Genomic DNA, 18856 nt, shown 5'->3' with positions numbered 1-18856 from the left:
GACTTTGTAAATATTAATTAAAACAACATGGCAGGAGTAAAAGCCGCTGAAGTATCAGCAATTTTAAAGCAACAGTTATCAGGATTTGACGCTAGCGCATCTTTAGATGAAGTAGGGTCAGTATTACAAGTAGGTGATGGTATTGTACGCGCTTACGGATTAGCTAACGCTCAATACGGAGAGTTAGTAGAATTTGAAGGTGGTTTAGAAGGTATAGTACTTAACTTAGAAGAAGATAACGTTGGTATTGTATTATTAGGTGGTTCTAAAGGAGTTAAAGAAGGCTCTACTGTAAAACGTACAAACCGTATTGCATCTGTAAAAGTAGGTGAAGGTATTGTTGGTCGTGTTGTAGATACTTTAGGTAACCCAATAGATGGTAAAGGACCAATTGCTGGAGAAACTTATGAAATGCCATTAGAGCGTAAAGCTCCAGGTGTTGTATATCGTGAGCCAGTTACAGAGCCATTACAAACAGGTATTAAAGCAATTGATGCTATGATTCCAGTTGGTAGAGGTCAGCGTGAGTTGGTAATTGGAGATAGACAAACTGGTAAAACTACTGTTTGTATTGATGCTATATTAAATCAAAAAGAATTTTACGATGCAGGTAATCCTGTATATTGTATATATGTTGCTGTAGGTCAAAAGGCTTCTACAGTAGCTTTAATTGCTAAAACATTAGAAGAAAAAGGTGCTTTAGCTTACACAACAATAGTAGCTGCAAATGCATCAGATCCTGCTGCAATGCAAGTTTATGCTCCTTTTACAGGTGCTTCTATTGGTGAGTACTTTAGAGATACTGGTAGACCAGCTTTAATTGTTTTTGATGATTTATCTAAACAAGCAGTTGCTTACCGTGAGGTGTCTTTATTATTACGTCGTCCTCCAGGACGTGAGGCGTACCCTGGTGATGTATTCTACCTACACTCTAGATTGTTAGAGCGTTCTGCAAGAGTTATTAATGATGATAGCATTGCTAAGGATATGAATGATTTACCAGAGTCTTTAAAGCCAATGGTAAAAGGTGGTGGTTCTTTAACTGCATTACCAATTATTGAAACTCAGGCTGGTGACGTTTCTGCATATATCCCAACAAACGTAATTTCTATTACAGACGGACAAATTTTCTTAGATGGAGATTTATTTAACTCTGGTGTACGTCCGGCAATTAACGTAGGTATCTCTGTATCTCGTGTTGGTGGTTCTGCACAAATTAAATCTATGAAAAAAGTATCTGGTACTTTAAAGCTAGATCAGGCTCAGTATCGTGAGTTAGAAGCGTTTGCTAAGTTTGGTTCAGATTTAGATGCATCTACATTAAACGTTATTGAAAAAGGTAAGCGTAACGTTGAGATCTTAAAGCAAGCTCAAAACGATCCTTACACTGTAGAAGATCAAGTAGCTGTTATTTATGCAGGTTCTAAAAACTTATTAAAAGACGTACCAGTAGAAAAGGTTAAAGAATTTGAAGCGGAATATGTAGAGTTTTTAAATGCTAAACACAGAGACGTTTTAGATACCTTAAAAGCAGGTAAATTAACTGACGAGGTTACAGATACTTTAGTAGCTGTATGTAAAGACCTTTCGGCAAAATATAAAGCATAATCCCCTTCTTAATTTCTTGTCAAGAGACAATAAAAAAAGGGAATTTTAATTAGACTAATCAATCCCTCTCCTTTTGGAGAGGTTAGGAGAGGAAAAAATGGCAAACTTAAAAGAAATACGTAATAGAATAGCATCAGTATCTTCAACTATGCAGATTACCAGCGCAATGAAAATGGTATCTGCAGCAAAGTTAAAGAAGGCACAAGATGCAATTACTGCAATGAGGCCTTATTCTGATAAATTAACTGAGCTTTTACAAAGTTTAAGTGCTAATTTAGATGCGGATTCTGGTAGTAAGTTTTCTGAAGAAAGAGAAATTAATAAAGTTTTAATAGTTTCCATAACTTCTAATCGTGGTTTATGTGGTGCTTTTAACTCTAACATTCTTAAGCAAAGTGTTTCTTTAGCAGAAAACACATATGCAGGTAAAGAAGTAGAATTTCTTGCAATAGGGAAAAAATCTAACGATTTTCTTTCTAAAAGCTATAATGTAATTGCTAACCATAGTGCGGTTTATGACGATTTAACTTTTGATAATATAGCTGCAATTGCAGAAGATTTAATGGAGTTATTTGTTAACGGTACTTATGATAAGATTGATGTTGTTTACAACAAGTTTAAAAATGCAGCAACGCAAATTGTAATGACAGAGCAGTTTTTACCAATTGTAGCAGCTGTATCAGAAAACGAAACTAGTAACAACAACAATACAGATTATATTTATGATCCTTCTGAAAAAGAAATTGTTGAGCAACTAATTCCTAAGTCTTTAAAAACACAATTATACAAAGGTGTTAGAGATTCTTTTGCTAGTGAGCACGGTGCACGTATGACGGCTATGCACAAAGCAACAGATAATGCAACAGAGCTTAGAGATCAGTTAAAATTAACGTATAACAAAGCAAGACAAGCAGCTATTACTAATGAAATATTAGAAATTGTTGGTGGTGCAGAAGCGTTAAATAACTAAAAATTAGTTTACTGTAGTCTATATATTAAATAAATTTATGATGTAAGTCTGATTTATTACGTAACTAGACGAATAATATAAATTAAAACCTCACTTCTGGTGAGGTTTTTGTTTTTTTGAAATCTTTTAAAAGAAATACTTGGCATTAAATTTGTCATTGTATCTTTATAAATATCAAAACACCCCCATTATGAAAAATTCAATCTTTAGTATACTTGTAGTTTTAGGAATGTTAACGAGCTGTTCTTCTCAAAAGAATTTAGTTGATTCTGCTCCTTTTGAAATAGGAACCGCATATTGCCAAGATTGGTATGGCGGTAAAGAACAATCTGGTGCTGGTGTAGAATTAAAAATTCCTGTAGCTAACTTAGATGGTTACAGAGTTAACTCTATATATTTTAGGGAACAACAATCTTATGTGAAAATAAAAGATGAAGATGGGCAAAAATTTGTTGTAGCAACAATGGTAGCTAAAAAAGCTATGCCGCCTAAAGATATGGTTGTGCATGCAGACCCAAAAAAGGAAGTAGGTAATAAACCAGTAACAAAACAATTGCAAAAAGACTTTCCGTTTGAGTTGGCTTATGACGAAGCTGTTTTAAGCTATTATAGAGGCGATGTAATAAACTATGTTAAAATAACTGGTATAAAGCATAAGCAGGCTATAATTTATCCTTCTAGGTCTAAAGAGTAAGACTTTGTTTACTAGGGTATAAATAACTACTTTTAAACTCTAATTAAACGCTATTGAATCCTTTTAAAAAACTTTTTAAGCAAACCTTTGTGTATGGCTTGGCAACGGTGTTGCCAAGAATGCTGTCTTTTCTTTTGGTGCGTGTGTATACAGACGTAATGGATCCAGATCTTTATGGTCAGGTTTCTGTTATTTTTGCTTGGTTTGCAATTTTTAACGTGTTTTTGGCTTATGGTATGGAGACAGCCTTTTTTAGGTTCTACCATAAATCTGAGGATAAAGAAAAGGTAATTTCTACATCACTTATTTCCATAGCTGTTTCTACCTTAGCTTTTTTTGTAGTTGCATTAATATTAAAAAATCCTTTAGCTAGTTTTGCAGGTATACGGGAAGAGTTTATTTCTTATGCAATTTTTATACTAGTTTTAGATGCTTTAGTAATTATTCCTTTTGCATGGCTTAGAGCCACAGAAAAGCCAATGAAATATGCAGTTATTAAAATTGTAAATATTTGTATCAATCTTGGTTTAAATCTCTTTTTCTTATTGTTGTTACCAAAGCTAGTAGTTGGTAATGCAGATTCTGTTTTTGCATCAATCTATAAAGAAGACTTTCAAATTTCATATATATTTATATCAAACTTAATTGCTAGCGGAGTCACATTAGTTTTAATGTTGGGTTTATACCTTAAAAGCAAATATGTTTTTGATAAAGTATTATGGCGCTCTATGATAAAATATGCTGGACCTGTTTTATTAGCTGGTATAGCGTTCACAATTAATGAGGTTTTTGATAAGATTTTATTAGAATGGCTTTTGCCAGAAAACATAGCCGAATCTGAGGTTGGTAAATATGCTGCTTGTTACAAATTGGCTTTGTTTATGACTCTCTTTGCTACAGCATTTAGAATGGGAATAGAACCCTTCTTTTTTAGTCACTCAAATGCTAAAAACCCTCAAAAAGCATATGCCCAAATTACCAATTATTTTGTAATATTAGGTAGTGTAATTTTATTGGGTGTAGTAGTTTTTGCTGATGTGCTAAAATTATTATTTGTAGATAACTCCGAGTATTGGGAGGCTATGAAAATAGTGCCCTTAATTGTATTAGCAAACTTCTTTTTAGGAATTTACCATAATCTATCTGTTTGGTATAAGGTTACAGATAAAACACGTTATGGTGCTTTTATATCTGTAATTGGAGCCGTTGTAACTATAGTTGTTAATGTTGCACTTATACCTACATTAAGTTACATGGCTTCTGCTATTGCAACAGTTTTAGCTTATGGTACTATGATGGGGCTTTCTTATTGGTATGGTAAAAAAAATTATCCTATACCCTACAATATGCGTAAAATAGTTTTTTACTTTAGCTTATCTGTGGTATTGTCAATTTTGTCTTTTTACGTTTTTGACAGAAACCTATGGGTGGGTTGTGCATTACTACTCTTATTTGTAGGCTTAGTGTATAAAATGGAAAATGAAGTATTAAGAAAAATAATAAAGAAAAAATGACAATTAAAATAATTAATAAATCGGCACACGAAACTCCTAGTTATGAAACTTTGGCTTCAGCAGGAATGGACTTAAGAGCCAATATTTTAGAGTCTATTACGTTAAAACCTCTAGAAAGAGCTATTATAAAAACCGGACTTTTTATAGAGTTGCCTGTTGGTTATGAGGCTCAAGTTCGCCCAAGAAGTGGTCTGGCAGCTAAAAAAGGTGTTACTGTTTTAAATGCGCCAGGTACAATAGACGCAGATTACAGAGGAGAAATAGGTGTAATTTTAGTAAACCTGTCTAATGAAGATTTTAAAGTTGAAAACGGTGAACGTATTGCGCAATTAGTTATTGCAAAGCATGAGAGAGCAGAGTGGATAGAGGTAAATGAGTTGTCTGAAACAGAAAGAGGCGAAGGCGGCTTTGGTAGTACCGGCACTAAGTAAAAAATAATATAAACATAAACCATTATTAATATGAGCACATTAATTTGTGCTTAGATTTAAAAAAAGAAAAAAATGAAAATTATAGTTCCAATGGCGGGCAGAGGTTCTCGTCTTAGACCACATACATTAACAGTTCCTAAGCCATTAATACCAATAGCAGGTAAACCAATTGTGCATCGCCTGGTTAGTGATATTGCTAAAGTTTTAGATGAACCAATTGAAGAGGTAGCCTTCATTTTAGGAGACCCGGCTTTTTTTGGTGATGATGTTATTGCTAGTTTAAAAGAATTAGCAGAGAGTTTAGGAGCAAAAGCATCTATTTACAGGCAAGACCAACCTTTAGGTACAGGACACGCTATAATGTGTGCTAAAGACTCTTTAAGTGGGCCGGCTGTAATTGCTTATGCAGATACACTAATTAGAGCAGATTTTGATTTAGATAAAACTGCTGATAGTGTTATTTGGGTAAAACAGGTAGAAAAGCCTGAAGCTTTTGGTGTTGTTAAACTAAATGATAAAAACGAAATTACAGAGCTAGTTGAAAAACCAGAGCAATTTGTGTCTGACCTAGCTGTAATTGGTATTTATTACTTTAAGGATGTTGCCGTTCTAAAAGATGAATTGCAGCACGTTTTAGACAATAACATTATTAATGGTGGAGAATACCAAATTAATGATGGTATTAAGCAGATGATGCAGAAAGGTAAAAAGTTTGTTTCTGGTAAGGTTGATGAATGGATGGACTGTGGAAATAAAAATGTTACCGTAGAAACCAATATGCGTATGCTTGGCTTTTTAGAAAAAGATGGTGAAGCATTAGTGTCTAAAACTGTTAGTTTAGAAAACGCTAATATTATAGAGCCTTGTTACATTGGTGAAAATGTAGTGCTTAAAAATACTACTGTTGGCCCTTATGTATCTGTAGGGGATAATACAGTTATAGAAAACTCAACAATAAAAAATAGCTTAATACAAACCAATAGCACAATTGAAAATGCAAATTTAGATAATGCAATGGTTGGTAACCACGTAAAATACAATGGCAATTATGAGACAATTAGCATTGGAGATTACTCGGTTTTAGAATAAAAACAATTATAAAACTGCATTTTAACCCCGTAAAATTACCTTTTATGGGGTTTTTTTATGTTTTTTACACCTCTAAAATGTTATAATTCACCTACAAAACTCCTGTTTTTCACAACAATACAGCGTTCAAATTGTTACATACCAGCTATTTATGTGTTAATTTGCATATGAACATCAAATCATAAATGTTTAATTATGCACACTAACCCCCAAATAAAACCTACTTACAAACATATTATCTACTTAATTTTATGTTTTTCATTATTACAATTAAATGCGCAAAACTTAGTTAAAAACCCAAGTTTTGAGTCTTCTAAAAAGTGTAGTAAAAAACCAGGAAACTTTGAAAAAGATGTCTTGGAATGGCGTACACCATCTGATGGTAGTACAGACTATTATAGTGACTGTAGCCCAGAAATGAGCACAAATCATAACTTTATAGGCAGACAGCAAGTTTATCATGGTAAGGCTTTTGCTGGTTTTTATATGCTAGGCCCAGATAATTACAGAGAGTACATTACTGGTGTTTTAACGCAAACACTTGTAAAAGGCAAAAGATATAAAGTGTCTTTTATGGTAAGCTTGGCAGATAAAGCTGGTTTAGCTGTAGATGAATTTCAAATTTTATTTACCGAAAAATCTCCTAAATGGAGTACTAAAAAAAGTATTGCTATAGACTATGTAAATAACTCAGAAGAAATTAGGTTATTAAAAGTTAGGTCTGCTGCTGGTTTTTCTAACAAAAGAACTTGGACAAACGTCTCTACAACTTTTGTAGCCAACGGTACAGAAACTTTTGTTACACTTGGTAATTTTAAAAGAGATAAAAGAACCAGAACTAAGGTTACTAATGACAGGCTTCGTAAAGCATCATACTACTACATAGATCAGGTATCTGTTGTAGAAGATGAGGGTATTAATTTAGATGAAATATATGTTATTAAAGACTTGCTATTTACATCTGATAGTTATGTGATTAATAAAGAAGCTAAAGGGCAATTAAGGGAGTTGGTAAGGCATTTAAAAAGAAATCCAAGACTTAATGTTACCATTTATGGGCATTCTGACAACGAAGGAGATGCTAAATACAACAAACTATTGTCTTTAAACAGAGCAAAATCTGTAGGTGAATTTTTATTGGATAATGGTTTAACTTTTGACCGTATTAAATGGCAAGGATATGGAGATGAAATTCCTTTGGCAACTAATAACAGTGAAACAGGAAGATTAAAAAACAGAAGGGTTGAGTTTGTGGTTTCAGAAAGTAAGTACAATACTTACGCAAACAATGGTTTTGAAGAAGATAAAGAGTAAAAAATGCTAATTATACTATAAAAAAACCTCTTCTTAACAAGAAGAGGTTTTTGCTATTAAAACAAATTGTAATGCTATTTTTCTTGCATTAATTCTTCAATTTCATCTGCTTCTATAGGAATGTTGGCCATTAAGTTAAACGGCTCTCCATTTTCTTGTATTACAACATCATCCTCTAACCTAATACCTAAGTTTTCATTAGGTATGTAAATACCAGGCTCTACTGTAAATACCATATTTGCTTTCATTGGAGTTTTTAATTCTCCGTAATCATGTGTATTTAAACCAATGTGGTGGCTAGTACCGTGCATAAAGTATTTTTTGTATGCAGGCCAGTTTTTATCTTCATTTTGTACATCTGCTTTGTCTAATAAACCAAGGCCTAATAACTCACTGGTCATTAATTTACCAACTTCCTTATGGTATTCTGCCCAAAGTGTTCCAGGAACAAGCATTTTTGTAGCTTCATTTTTAACACGTAAAACCGCGTTATAAACCTCTTTTTGTCTTTTTGTAAACTTACCGCTTACAGGTATACTTCTACTTAAGTCACTAGAGTAGTTTGCGTATTCTGCAGCAACATCCATAAGTATAACATCACCATCTTTACATTGTTGGTTGTTTTCTATGTAGTGTAATACGTTTGCATTGGCGCCAGAAGCAATAATTGGTGTATAAGCAAAACCTTTAGAGCGGTTACGTATAAACTCGTGCAGTAATTCTGCTTCAATTTCATACTCCCAAACACCAGGTTTAACAAAGCTTAATAAACGTCTAAAGCCTTTTTCTGTGATATTACAAGCTTCTTGCATCAATGCCAATTCTTCAGGCTCTTTTACGCCTCTAATATTTTGCATTATGGTAAAGCTTTTTGCCCATTGGTGTGCAGGGTAATCTGCTTTGCATTTTTTTATAAATCGGTCTTCCCTTGTTTCTGTTTCTACAGCTTGTCTATAGTGCTCGTTAGTGTCAAAGTAAACAGTTTCTGCCTCGGTCATTACATCAAAGAAAACTTTGTCAAAATCTGTTAACCAATATACAGTTTCTATTCCAGAAACTTCTGTGGCGCGCTCTTTGGTAAGTTTTTCCCCTTCCCAAACAGCAATATGTTCATTGGTTTCGCGTACAAATAAAATTTCTTTGTGTTTAGGATCTAGTGCATCAGGAAAAAGAATCAAAATAGTTTCTTCTTGGTCTGCACCCGATAGGTAAAAAATATTTCTATTTTGCTCAAAAGGCATTGTGCTATCTGCGCCAATAGGGTATATGTCATTAGAATTAAAAACAGCAACACTCTTAGGCTTCATTTGAGCCATAAACTTTTTGCGGTTTTTTACGAATAATTTAGAATCGATTTGATTGTACTTCATTTCTTAATTTTTCAGTTGTTATAATGAAATTTCAGAGGCAAAATCGCATAAAATTTCAAGATGTATCCAAAAGTAATGAATATCTATTTTGATGCATAAGAAAACATATCTTTTAGTCTCTTTTTAACGTATTTGGGGCATCAAATAACAAACAAATAAATGTGTTTATATATGTGGTAAAAAATTATTTTGGCATAACACCCTTTATTTATAACTTCCGTAAGTTAAATTAACAGACTAATTAAGAGAACAAAACCTAACGAACTAAAACCTAAAAAATGAAAAAATTTTTATTCATGTGCCTTATGTTTTCTGGTACATTAAGCTTTGCTCAGCCAGCAGCAACCCCCAAAAACGTTGTGCAAAATGCACTTGTACAAAAAAAACAAATGGAAGAATCTTCTGTTGTAAAAAATATAGTATTCACTAATATTGGGCCAACAGTAATGAGTGGCCGTATTGTAGATGTTGCTGTTAACCCTAAGCAACCTACGGAGTTTTATGCTGCTTATGCATCTGGAGGATTGTGGTATACAAATAATAATGGCACAACTTTTACTCCGGTGATGGACAATGCAAGCACGCAAAATATAGGAGATATTGCTGTAGACTGGCAATCTGGAACTATATGGGTTGGTACAGGAGAAAATAATTCGTCTAGATCTTCTTATGCTGGTGTGGGATTATTAAAATCTACAGATAAAGGAGAAACCTGGCAGAATATGGGTTTGGTAGATGCGCACCATATTGGCCGTATTTTAATTAATCCAGAAAATACTAATGAGGTTGTTGTAGGTGCAACAGGGCATTTATACTCTGCTAATGAGGAGCGTGGTATTTATAAAACTACAGATGGTGGTAAAACTTGGAAAAAAACACTTTTTGTAAATGATGTTACTGGTATTATAGACGTTGCTATGGTGCCAACTAACTTTAATGTACAATATGCAGCTGCTTGGGAAAAAGACCGTAAAGCTTGGAATTTTTCTGGTAACGGATCTAACTCTGCTATATATAAAAGTATTGATGGTGGTAGTAACTGGACAAAAATTACAACTAAGGAAAGTGGTTTTCCTACTGGAGAAGGTGTTGGTAGAATTGGTTTAGCCGTTTTTGATGAAAACACTGTTTACGCTGTTCATGATAGTCAGTTTAGAAGACCTGCAGAAGCTAAAAAGAAAAAAGCATCTAATGATTTGGTTAAAGATGATTTTAAAACAATGTCTACTAAAGAGTTTTTGGCTTTGTCTGACTCTAAGCTTAATAATTTTTTAAAAACAAACGGTTTTCATGAAAAGCATAGAGCGCCAAATGTTAAGCAAATGGTACGTGTTGGTACTGTTAAACCAATAGATATTGCTAAGTATTTAGAAGATGCCAACTCTATGTTGTTTGATACGCCTGTTGTTGGAGCAGAAGTATATAGGAGTGATGATGCAGGGAAGACTTGGAAAAAAACAAACCAAGAACATATAGATAATTTGTTTTATAGTTATGGCTATTACTTTGCGCAAATAAGAGTACACCCTAAAAATAAAGATGAAATTTACTTAGCTGGTGTGCCGCTAATAAAATCTAATGATGGCGGTAAAACTTTTGATAATATAGATGGTCCAAATGTACACTCAGACCATCACGCACTATGGATTAATCCGGATTTAAAAGGACATTTAATTAATGGTAATGATGGCGGAATTAATATATCATATGATGATGGTAAAAATTGGATAAAAAATAATTCACCAGCTGTTGGTCAGTTTTATGCTATTAATGTAGATGATGAAAAACCATATAATGTGTATGGTGGTTTGCAAGATAACGGAGTTTGGGTTGGTGCCAATAATGCTAGAGAAAGTGTAAGGTGGCACCAAACAGGACAGTATCCTTGGGAAAGCTTAATGGGTGGTGATGGTATGCAAGTGCAGATAGATAGTAGAAATGCTAACATTGTTTATACAGGTTTTCAGTTTGGAAACTATTTTAGAATAGACAGGGAAAACGATTCTCAAAAATACATTCAGCCTAAACATAATTTAGGGGAGAGTCCTTATCGCTTTAATTGGCAAACACCAATTTTATTGTCTCCTCATAACCAAGATATTTTATACTTAGGAGGTAATAAATTGCACCGTTCTTTTAATAAAGGAGATAATTGGGAAACTATTTCTGGCGATTTAACAAATGGAGGTAAAAAAGGAAATGTGGCTTACGGTACATTAACTACAATATCAGAATCTCCTTTTGCATTTGGATTGCTGTACACAGGTAGTGATGACGGAGCCATACAACTTACTAAAAATGGTGGTGCTTCATGGGAAAAAATAAGTGATAACCTTAAAAACGATGAGCTTTGGGTGTCTAGAGTTGTTGCGTCTGCGCATAAAAAAGAACGTGTTTATGTAACTTTAAATGGTTACAGATGGGATGATTATACGCCATACGTATATGTAAGTGATGATTATGGTAAAAGCTGGAAAAATATTGGTGGTAACATACCTGCTTCTCCAGTAAATGTTATTATTGAAGATCCTGAAAATGAAAATTTATTATTTGTTGGTACAGATAATGGTTTGTATGTGTCTTTTAATATGGGAAATACCTGGAATTTATTTACTAACGGTATACCTGCTGTAGCTGTACATGACTTGGTAATACAACCTACGGCAAAAGATTTATTGGTTGGTACGCATGGTAGAAGCATTTATAAAACTAATATTGCCAAGCTTCAGGAAATGACACCTAAAATGTTGGCTAAAAAATTACACTTGTTTAAACCAGAAAACATTAAACATTCTAGCAGGTGGGGTAATGCTCAATCAACAAGGTTTAGACCAAATACACCAGGAGTAGACATCAATTTTTATGCAGATAAAAAAGGGAGTTTTACTGCTCGTATTTTAACTATGAATAATACAGAGGTTAGCTCTGTTGTTGTAGATGGTGAAAAAGGGTTTAATGTGTTGTCTTATGATGTTGCTTTTTCTAAAACAGGAAAATCTAACTTTCTAAAAAAGAATAAAGTAAAGTTACAGCAAGCTAAAGATGGCAAAACATATTTGCCTAAGGGAGTGTATAAAATAGAATTGTTTGGTAATGGGGCTAAAACAGCTACAAAATTTGAAATAAAATAAATATACCTATTGTTATATTTTTAAAAGCCAAGATTAGTTTCTTGGCTTTTTTATGTTAAAAAACCTATAAATACTAAAGTCTAATTTTTTAAAGCCTTAGTTTTGCATTCTCTTTATTTTTATTAATTTTTTATAATACTAAATGCGTATATTTTATATACTGCTCTTTATTTTAAGCGCAGCAGCATCTGCTTACGGACAAGAGAATTTAACTTTAAGTACAGATTCTAAAAAAGGCAAATTATACTTTTATTGGGGTTGGAATACCGCTCAGTACTCTTCATCTGATATTGAATTTAAAGGGGAGGACCATAATTTTGTATTAAAGAATGTAAAATCTCATGACCATGATTTAAGATGGAAGGTTAGTGAGCATTTAAATCCTGGCCGTTTAACTATACCTCAATTTAATTTTAGAGTGGGTTATTTTTTAAATGATCACTGGGATATTTCTATTGGTACAGACCATATGAAATATGTAGTAAATGATTTGCAAACGGTAAAAATTTCTGGTTATATAGAGGGTACAGGTACTGTTTATGATGGTGTTTATGATAATGATGATATTGTAATTGATCAAGAAAGCTTTTTAGAGTTTGAACATACAGATGGATTAAACTATGTAAATGTAGGTCTTAGAAGAAATGATAAACTAGCTAGCTTAACTAGTTTTGCAGAACTTAATTTGTTGGTTGGTGTAAATGCAGGCGTGTTAATTCCTAAAACAAACTCAGATTTACTTAATAAAGGTAAAAATGATGAGTTTCATTTAGCAGGTTATGGTGTAGGTGCTACAGGAGGCTTAAACTTAACGCTATTTAAGGTCTTTTTTATTCAGACCGAATTGAAAAGTGGTTATATAAATTTGCCAAGTATTATTACAACACTTGTAGATACAGATAGAGGAAAACAAGATTTTCTGTTCTCTCAATGGAATGTAGTCTTTGGGGGTTACATAAACCTTAATAAAAAACATAAAGCCAAAAACAAAAGATAGTTTTTGGCTTTATTGCTTATTTTTCACCAGCAACAGTATTATCTGTAAGCGTATGCATAAAAGCTACTAGGTTTTTTTGTTCTTTATCTGTTAGCTTAAGCTCATCAAAAGGTAGTGTTTGGTGGTCTAAATTAAAGCCTAAACCAGCTCCACCTCCTAGGTTGTAAAAATTAACAACTTCTTCTAAAGTGTTGTAAATGCCATTGTGCATATAAGGAGCTGTTAGTGTGCTATTTCTAACTGTGGGTGTTTTAAACATTTTATTATGTATATCTTCTTCAAAAACCCAATAAAAACCTCTGTCGTTGTCTAAAACTTTGTTTTTACTTGTTTTTGGTACGCCAATAACCTCTTTCTCTGTTTCTTTATAAAAAGGCGGTACTGTGCCGTTTGTTAAGGGTATAAAATGGCAGGTTGCACAAAGTGCTTTGCCCATAAATAAATTAAAACCGTTTTTTTCTTCAGCGGTAAAATTGCTGGTTTCACCTCGCAAGTCCTTATCAAATTTAGAATTAAATCCAATTAATGTAGATACATAAACAGATATAGCTCTAACGGTTTCTCTATTGCTATTAGGTACAACGCCAAAAGCATTTTTAAATAATGTTATATAGGTGGTGTCTTTTAAAATATTTCCTGAAAAACGATGTACATCTGTATTAAACTCTTTATCGTTTTTAAAAACAGCACTTATTTGGTCGTCTATAGTATTTGCTCTTCCGTCCCAAAAAAATGCTTTTTGGTAAATGCTATTTAGTAGTGTGGGTGTGTTTCTTTGTAGTAGAGCTTTGTTATTGTCTTTGCCAAGTCTTAGTCCATCTGTATATCCTTTATTTGGTAAATGGCAGGTAGCACATGACATTGCGCCATCACTAGATAGTTTTTTATCAAAAAATAACTTTTTCCCTAAAGCAATTTTCTCTTCAGAAGGGTTTCTATCGTTTACATCTAAAAAGTAATTTGCATTAAAACTATCTTCTTCAAAAAAAGTAGGAGCATTAAAATTAAAAGGATATGCATTGGTTTTTCCATCCCAAAGTTGAGATGTTTGTCTTATTTCTACCCAGTTTTTTGTAATTGGGTTTAGGTAATCTCTTATAAAAGTATATCTATCAAATAAAATAAAGTCGGTATTCTTTTTAATGTAGCTAATTGCTTCACTTATATTTTTACTAAAATCAGTGTCTAGCTTCTTGTTTTTTTCTACAATTAATGGTTGTAAAGTTAATTTATAAACTTGGTGTAAACTGCTTAGTGATATCGCTGTTTCTTCTATACTTTTGCCTGTTACAGGAGTGTCAAAACCAGCCATTGCTAAACTTGCAATACGTATTAATTGTTGGTGTGTTCCAATAAAAAAGCGTTTAGGTGTTAATTCTCTTTTTTTTATATTTTCTTTTAAGTTGTTTACAAATCCTTTTTGGTAGTAAAGTTCTCTTAAAAAGTCTTTTTGGTTTCCGTCTTCAGTAAATAATGTTTCTTCTATTTTTTGTAAGCCAACAGGCGAAACTATTCTGCCGCTATCATCATTATATGTGGGTAAAGCGGGGCCGTTTGCTTTATGGGTTACAGAAGGGTTTAAAGCGCCTGCAAAAGGTTCTGCTTTTTTAAAAGCAATACGTAATTTAAAAAAAAGAGTTTTAGCTAAACTGTCATTATACTTAACTGTGTTTAGCGTGTCTATTAATTCTGCTGCTTGCGTTATGTGTTTTGCGTAATAATCTTGAGCAGCTTTCCAGTTGACTTCTTGTGAAGTGGTGGTTTTGGTATAGTCTTGTTTTTCTTTGCAGGCAGAAGCAAGTAATACCAAAAAAAATAAAATTTTAAAACTGTGTTTAAGCATTTGTTGTAGTTTTTATATAGTAAAAAGTCCCTGCACCATATGATACAGGGATCTTTTTAATAAAATATGTGTTGTTTTTATCTAGGTAAACCTTTGATTATTACAATTTGAGATCCTTCTAGGTAAGGAGAGTCTCCTAACCAAGGGTGTTGTAAAGATTGTGTACCACCATCTACACCGGCAAACTCATTACTTTTCCAGTAGTGTGGTTGTAAAGCCAACATAAAAGTATCTGGCTCTCCAATTTTGTCAGATATATCTATTAATGAACCAAACTCTCCGCTTAAGCCAGTAGTTTTGTCTAAGGCTAAATCGTTTCTAACAACAAGTTCTAAAACTTTTCTAGAGTTGTTACCTTCTAGGTCAGACTGATAAATGTATGCTGCATGACCTCTATTAAAAGAGTTAGGATCTTCTTGTGTGTATATGTAGTTTTCGGTTACACAAATGTTATCTGGACTCTGTAACATTGCAAGGTTACCATCCATATTATTTGTATCTGTATTTCCACTAATAACCTGTGTTAGCTTTCCTTCTAAAGGGTTTGTAGCGTCTAGTTCTAATTTATAAACTGTTCCCCAGTCGTTATAAGTACCTCTTCCTGGGCCACGACCTGTAACTGCAAAGTAAACATTTCTAGCGTTTGCATCTCCACCTTTTTGGTAATCTACGTCTTCTACTCTCATAAATTGAGATGCAAAAACGTCATTACAAGCTGTTTCCATTTCATCTACGGTTAAGCTAGATCCATTTACAATTTCAACAAATTCTACATCGTAAGTTGTCTGAAAATCTAAGTTTCCTTCGTTGTATTGTGTGTCTGCAGCTACTGCCATTACTGCACCAGCACCGTCAGATACTTGCTTTAGGCGTAATACGTAAATTTTTCCGCCAGTTAAATCAGCATTGCCAGCTGTAGAGTGGTACATAATAACTTGTCCTTCAGAACCAGAAGAATCATCATCACCACCAAGTATTACTGTTTGTCCTGCATAAGTTCCTTGTGGTAACGGAGTAGCGTTTTCCCAAGCAAACTCACCCAATGCATCTAAACCAAAATCTGCCGTTGGTGTTGGTGTTTCTACTAAGGGATCTATTCCTTTTACATCAAAATTAAATGCTTCAGATGCAGATAAAAATAAATCTTTATCACCACCGTGAATTTCCTTTTCCCACATAGTTCCAGAACATTGGCGTGCATAGTCTGCAACACTAGAGTTTAATAAATATGTTGCATCTGTTATATTAAATTCATTGTCTAATGATAACCTTGCTACAGCAAAATGATCTTCAAAATTTACTACATATTCATAACCTTCTCCGTTTTTAATTAGTCCGGCACCATCTGCACCACCACCAATTCTAAAGTCGCTACCGCCAAAGTTTAGTACATCGCTAGAGCTAACTAAAGAGTAAGCCTCTACAAAGTTAAACTGCCCATCTATAGCAACTAAAGGTTTCATATTAGATTTATTTTCAAAAATAGAAGCTGGTGGTGTGTAGTCTTCACCGTCTTCTCCGTCTTGACCATTAATTCCGTCAATACCGTCTTTTCCGTCTGTGCCATCCATTCCGTCTTCAGGATTACAACCTATAATACTTGCTCCTAATAAGGAGAATACTAAAGCCTTGGCTAATAATTTTTTATTCATTTTTTAGTGTTGTTGGTTATTATTTCTCGCACAGCAAAAATAATTTTCAACATCGCCAATATTGTTAACTCATTATGGTGTTTGTATTAAGTAAGCTTTGTGTTTATGTTACTAGTTTAATTTAAGGTTATTAATTGTAATTGTTCTTAATAGCAAATGCAAATAACATACTAAGCGGTTTGTTTTAGTTGTTAAAAAAAAGTGTATGTTTAGCTTAAACTAAGGTGTACACTAATAATTACCGATAAAATGCATACTTGTTTATTTGTAGCAAAGAATAATGAGTACCTACAAACTGGTTAGTTTGTAAATTGAAGTTTAAATTTTTAGTGTTTTGTATTTTAATTTGAAAAATTAACTCTTATTTGGCCAATTCTCCAATGTGAAAAAGTGCTTCTCCCTGATTAACTACAGCCTGATGATTGATACAAAAAACACAGCCATTAAAAGGAGCTTTAATTTCTTTATTTCGTTTAGAAAAGGCATCAGTTACAATACCAATAACAGCGCCTTTTTTAATATCGCTTCCATTTTTAATTTTAGGTAAAAACATACCAGCAGTAGGAGCGCGTAACCATTTTCTGTTGGTTAAATATACTGTTTCTTCTTTTTCAAGAAGTAAGGCTTCAGTTTTATTAATCATTTTAAAATGATGTAGAATGTTTAAAATGCCTTGTACACCTTGTTCAATAGAATATTCATCAAAACGCATGCTTTCGCCAGCTTCATAAACAATAGTGGGTATTCCTTTTGTAAAAGCTGTTTTTCTAAAAGATTTAGGTATAAGGTCTGATGAAAAAGTAAATGGAGCATTAAAAATAGCCGCAAGCTCTTCACTATTTTTATCTGCTGCCGTATAACGTGTTTGAGGATAATTAGATCTGCTGCCGCCACCAGTGTGTAAATCAACTCCAAAATCTATTTGAGGAAATATTTCTTTTGTAAAGTGATATGCTATTCTACTTGCTAATGAGCCAGATTTTGATCCAGGAAAACTTCTATTAACATCTTTACCATCTGGTAATTCTCTAGAAAAATGAATAAATCCAAAAATATTTAAAATAGGAACTGCTATTATGCATCCTTTATTAACATTAAAATATTTTTTATCTAACATTCTGCGCACTATTTCTATGCCATTTATTTCATCGCCATGTAGCCCTGCTTGCACTAGTAAGGTAGGGCCAGGTTTTTTGGCGTTAAATACATAAATAGGAATATCTATAATAGTACCTGTTGGTAACCTGTCTATTTTTATGCTTACCAGTTTTTCTTGTCCTGGTTTTACACTTTCAGTACCAATGGTTATGGTTTTATTTTCGTCTTTTAAAAGCATTTTTTTCTACGTATTCAATAATTTTTTTGGCAACATTAACGCCTGTTGCACTTTCTATGCCTTCTAACCCTGGAGATGCATTAACCTCAATAAGTAAAGGGCCGTTTTTAGATCGTATTAAATCTACACCAGCAACACCAAGGTCTAGTTGTTTTACTGCTCTAAGTGCTATTTTACATTCATATGCGGTTGGTTCTATTGCTTGTACAGTGGCACCTCTGTGAACATTAGACCTAAATTCGCCCGCTTCACTGGTTCTTTTCATACTAGCTACTATTTTATTGCCAACTATAAAAATTCTTATGTCTTCTCCGTTAGATTCTTTAATAAATTTCTGAATTAAGATACTTGTATCCATTTTGTAAAAAGTATCTATAATAGATTTTGCAGATTTTTTGGTTTCTGCTAAAATTACACCAAGTCCCTGTGTGCCTTCTTGCAACTTAATAATTACAGGTGTGCCACCAAGCAGTGCTATTTGAGACTCTATGTTATTAGGATTAATAGAAAATAATGTTTCTGGGACAGGTACGCCACACCTAGTCATTATTTGCAATGTTTTTACTTTGTTTCGTGCCTTTATTATGCTTAAAGATTTTACTGTGGTAAAAACGCCATTTAACTCAAACTCCCTAACCACAGCCGCACCGTGCCTAGTTACTTTATTTCCTATTCTAGGAATAATAGCATCAAACTCATTGGTGATATCTTCTTCGTTTAAATATATTTTAGGAGTAGTTGCTCCTAATTTTACAGAACATTTGGTGTGGTCTACGAGCTCTATATAATGCCCGCGCTTTTCTGCTTCTTGTGCAATTCTTCGTGTAGAGTACACGCCCATACTAACAGAAAGTAAGCCAATGTCCATTTTTTACTCTTAAATTTTCTATGAATATCGGTCAAAAAT

The 18856-nt window shown here is 33.3% G+C and carries 14 protein-coding genes; 9 read left to right on the top strand and 5 right to left on the bottom strand.

Features of this window, described 5'->3' with window-relative positions; all coding sequences use genetic code 11:
* Nucleotides 1–27 precede the first annotated feature (27 nt).
* From atpA to JM80_RS03400, 7 genes are all read left to right on the top strand, one after another.
* Nucleotides 28–1608 (top strand): F0F1 ATP synthase subunit alpha, encoded by a 1581-nt coding sequence (gene atpA, locus JM80_RS03430; protein WP_034644161.1) that lies wholly within the window; start codon nt 28–30, stop codon nt 1606–1608.
* 97 nt (nt 1609–1705) lie between these two features.
* Nucleotides 1706–2578: an ATP synthase F1 subunit gamma gene (gene atpG / locus JM80_RS03425; RefSeq protein WP_144711143.1), complete on the top strand. Its 873-nt coding sequence runs from the start codon at nt 1706–1708 to the stop codon at nt 2576–2578.
* Between the two features lie 190 nt (nt 2579–2768).
* Nucleotides 2769–3272 carry a hypothetical protein gene (locus tag JM80_RS03420; RefSeq protein ID WP_013620966.1) on the top strand — a complete coding sequence of 168 codons (504 nt, stop codon included), beginning with the start codon at nt 2769–2771 and terminating at the stop codon, nt 3270–3272.
* A gap of 53 nt (nt 3273–3325) precedes the next feature.
* The gene (locus JM80_RS03415) at nt 3326–4786 is read left to right on the top strand and encodes an oligosaccharide flippase family protein (protein WP_089119162.1); all 1461 of its coding nucleotides are present in this window, start codon (nt 3326–3328) and stop codon (nt 4784–4786) included.
* Complete coding sequence (gene dut, locus JM80_RS03410) at nt 4783–5217, top strand: dUTP diphosphatase (RefSeq protein WP_013620968.1); 435 nt, start codon at nt 4783–4785, stop codon at nt 5215–5217. The genes JM80_RS03415 and dut overlap by 4 nt, the downstream gene beginning before the upstream one ends.
* 72 nt (nt 5218–5289) lie before the next feature.
* The gene (locus tag JM80_RS03405; RefSeq protein WP_144709224.1) at nt 5290–6306 is read left to right on the top strand and encodes a sugar phosphate nucleotidyltransferase; all 1017 of its coding nucleotides are present in this window, start codon (nt 5290–5292) and stop codon (nt 6304–6306) included.
* Between the two features lie 195 nt (nt 6307–6501).
* Nucleotides 6502–7620, top strand: coding sequence for an OmpA family protein (locus JM80_RS03400; RefSeq protein ID WP_013620970.1), 1119 nt, complete (start codon nt 6502–6504; stop codon nt 7618–7620).
* Between the two features lie 74 nt (nt 7621–7694).
* Here the strand turns inward: JM80_RS03400 and JM80_RS03395 are convergent, their stop codons facing one another.
* The gene (locus tag JM80_RS03395) at nt 7695–8990 is read right to left on the bottom strand and encodes an aminopeptidase P family protein (RefSeq protein ID WP_144709223.1); all 1296 of its coding nucleotides are present in this window, start codon (nt 8988–8990) and stop codon (nt 7695–7697) included.
* Between the two features lie 278 nt (nt 8991–9268).
* On the opposite strand from JM80_RS03395, the gene JM80_RS03390 reads away from it, so the two are divergent.
* The gene (locus JM80_RS03390) at nt 9269–12121 is read left to right on the top strand and encodes a sialidase family protein (RefSeq protein WP_186439750.1); all 2853 of its coding nucleotides are present in this window, start codon (nt 9269–9271) and stop codon (nt 12119–12121) included.
* Between the two features lie 142 nt (nt 12122–12263).
* Nucleotides 12264–13118, top strand: coding sequence for a hypothetical protein (locus JM80_RS03385; protein ID WP_144709222.1), 855 nt, complete (start codon nt 12264–12266; stop codon nt 13116–13118).
* Between the two features lie 16 nt (nt 13119–13134).
* On the opposite strand, the gene JM80_RS03380 is transcribed toward JM80_RS03385, so the two are convergent.
* The 4 genes from JM80_RS03380 to JM80_RS03365 all read right to left on the bottom strand — a co-directional run bounded on the left by JM80_RS03380 (nt 13135) and on the right by JM80_RS03365 (nt 18817).
* Entirely contained in the window at nt 13135–14961 is a 1827-nt protein-coding gene (locus JM80_RS03380) for a cytochrome-c peroxidase (RefSeq protein WP_144709221.1), read from the bottom strand.
* Between the two features lie 77 nt (nt 14962–15038).
* Nucleotides 15039–16613: a hypothetical protein gene (locus JM80_RS03375; protein ID WP_144709220.1), complete on the bottom strand. Its 1575-nt coding sequence runs from the start codon at nt 16611–16613 to the stop codon at nt 15039–15041.
* A 361-nt stretch (nt 16614–16974) separates the two neighbouring features.
* Nucleotides 16975–17949 (bottom strand): succinylglutamate desuccinylase/aspartoacylase family protein, encoded by a 975-nt coding sequence (locus JM80_RS03370; RefSeq protein WP_144709219.1) that lies wholly within the window; start codon nt 17947–17949, stop codon nt 16975–16977.
* Nucleotides 17927–18817: a RimK family alpha-L-glutamate ligase gene (locus JM80_RS03365; protein ID WP_013620977.1), complete on the bottom strand. Its 891-nt coding sequence runs from the start codon at nt 18815–18817 to the stop codon at nt 17927–17929. The genes JM80_RS03370 and JM80_RS03365 overlap by 23 nt, the downstream gene beginning before the upstream one ends.
* Nucleotides 18818–18856 lie beyond the last annotated feature (39 nt).

Source organism: Cellulophaga sp. RHA_52, from assembly GCF_007827205.1.
Lineage (GTDB): Bacteria > Bacteroidota > Bacteroidia > Flavobacteriales > Flavobacteriaceae > Cellulophaga > Cellulophaga lytica.
Note: the sequence above shows the minus strand (reverse complement) of the source record. Positions and strands in the feature narration are given on the sequence as shown.